Raw genomic sequence first — 1,934 nt, 5'->3', positions numbered from 1 at the left:
TTTTTTTCTGAGTTAGCCAAAAAAGTATACCTATAGACATATTCCAAAAGAAACCAAGTAGGTATAAGTTCGGGTTCATGGCAAAAGAACCCATAATTACAAACGAACGAGTTGACTCCTGAGAAACTCTTTGCTGTAGGAGTAAAGGTTGAAGACACCAAAAACGGTAAAATTTAGGTACTATAAGGAGTCTCTGACGTGAAAAAACTTTCTAGAGTCAATACCAACTCTAGAATCAAATTATATTGAGATCCCTGACCTGGGCTGGTCTTGTTAGATAATCTCCTGAACGGGATAGTGGCAATACCACTTCACCAATGTAGTAACCATAAAAGCCCAGAACCACGCTCCTAAGCAGGCTTAAAAGCACTATTGTTAATTCGGTTTTAGCTGTCAGGGTACTTTCCATGATACAAGTTTCTCTACATCAGTAACGGGCAGCGAGCGCTACCAGTGGGACGCTCCTAAGAAACACATTCCGTAGCGTTGGAAATAGGGATGAGTTCTAAGCCAAAAGCTTGAGCTTTTTTCTTGAGGTTTTTCAGCGTGCGCTCTCGATATTGTTGCTCATAAGCATCTATACCAGGGTCAGCGTAGGTATCGCCAGATGTCCAAAGACAATAAAAAATGCGTGCCAGTTTATGAGCAGTAGCAGTAATTGCCTTTGGAGAACCCATCCGAGATTGCATACGACGGTAATATGCACCTAAAGCAGAGTGGCTACGACAAAGAGTTTGAGCCGCCATGCGAAAAGCAGTTGCAGCACGGCTAGCAACAGGACGAGTTTTAGAACTTTTAACTTTACCACCAGTAACACGACTACCAGGACATAGACCTAACCAAGAAGTAAAGTGCTTAACAGTAGGAAAGCGTGTAGGGTCTAAACCAACTTCAGACAGCAATACCAATACAGTTAAAGCACCCAAACCATCAATAGCAGTAAAATCAACGCCACTGATTCGATATAAATGTGTACGTAAATCAAATTGTGGTGCATTGCCTGGTTGCTTTTTACCCCGACGTTTGGGTTTAGCTAAGGGCTTTTTTTCGACATCAACTTTATCAGTAAATGAAGTTAGACATTGCTCAATTTGGGTGTCACACTTTTGGATTTGAGTTTGATAAAACTCGTAAACTTGTAATTCTTGTTCAAGGATAAAAACTAATTCTGGACGATAGTCTCCAGTTAAAGAAGCAGCTATTTCTGCCAATGTGGCTTTAATACGCCCATCTTTCAAAGTAGCTAATTTAAGTGGATTGCGTTCCCCACATAGAATTGCTTTAATAATGCTCAAGCCAGTAGTGCCTGTAATATCGCTAATGACTCTATGTAATTGTATGTTCATTTGCGTTAACGCTTTTTGTATCCTTTGTACATGGATACAGGCACTTTTAATGAGATTATCCCTTTGACGTATGTAGCTACGCAAAATACAAATTTGGTCTTCTGGACGGAATGAACCTGACAGTAAACCATAAGTATGTAACTGTTGTAGCCACTGACAGTCTAATACATCTGTTTTTCGGCCAGGTACAGTTTTAACGTAGTGAGCATTGACAAGTCTAACCTCAAAACCGCGACTTTCCAAAATATGGAATACAGGTATCCAATAAACCCCTGTAGATTCCATTGCCACTGTATCAACACCGCACTGCTTTAGAGGTCGGCAGTAAAACAAGCAAAACTGCGTATATTCTCCTCATCCCTTCCCATCGGCACACTAACCCAATGTCTATCAGCACCAATATCGATACCTGCGGCATTCGAGTTGATTTGGGAGAGTAAATTCTGCTCTGAATCTTGCTTTTTTGGCTTTTTATACTTGCTCATAGGACAAGGACTGCATTGATGGCATCGCTGATTTAGATTGGTGTACCATGCCTGGGTAGACAAGTAAATCTAATCTCCTAAACGGGATAGTAGCCTTTGACTA

At 40.8% G+C, this 1,934-nt stretch carries 1 pseudogene; it reads right to left on the bottom strand.

Features of this window, described 5'->3' with window-relative positions:
* Positions 1 to 464: 464 nt before the first annotated feature.
* Positions 465 to 1,831 (bottom strand): annotated as a pseudogene (locus ACM0OR_RS28045) (IS110 family transposase).
* Between the last annotated feature and the right edge of the window lie 103 nt (positions 1,832 to 1,934).

The organism is Anabaena sp. CCY 9402-a, assembly GCF_963920945.1.
GTDB lineage: Bacteria > Cyanobacteriota > Cyanobacteriia > Cyanobacteriales > Nostocaceae > Trichormus > Trichormus minutissimus.
This window is presented reverse-complemented; position numbering and strand designations above follow the sequence as displayed.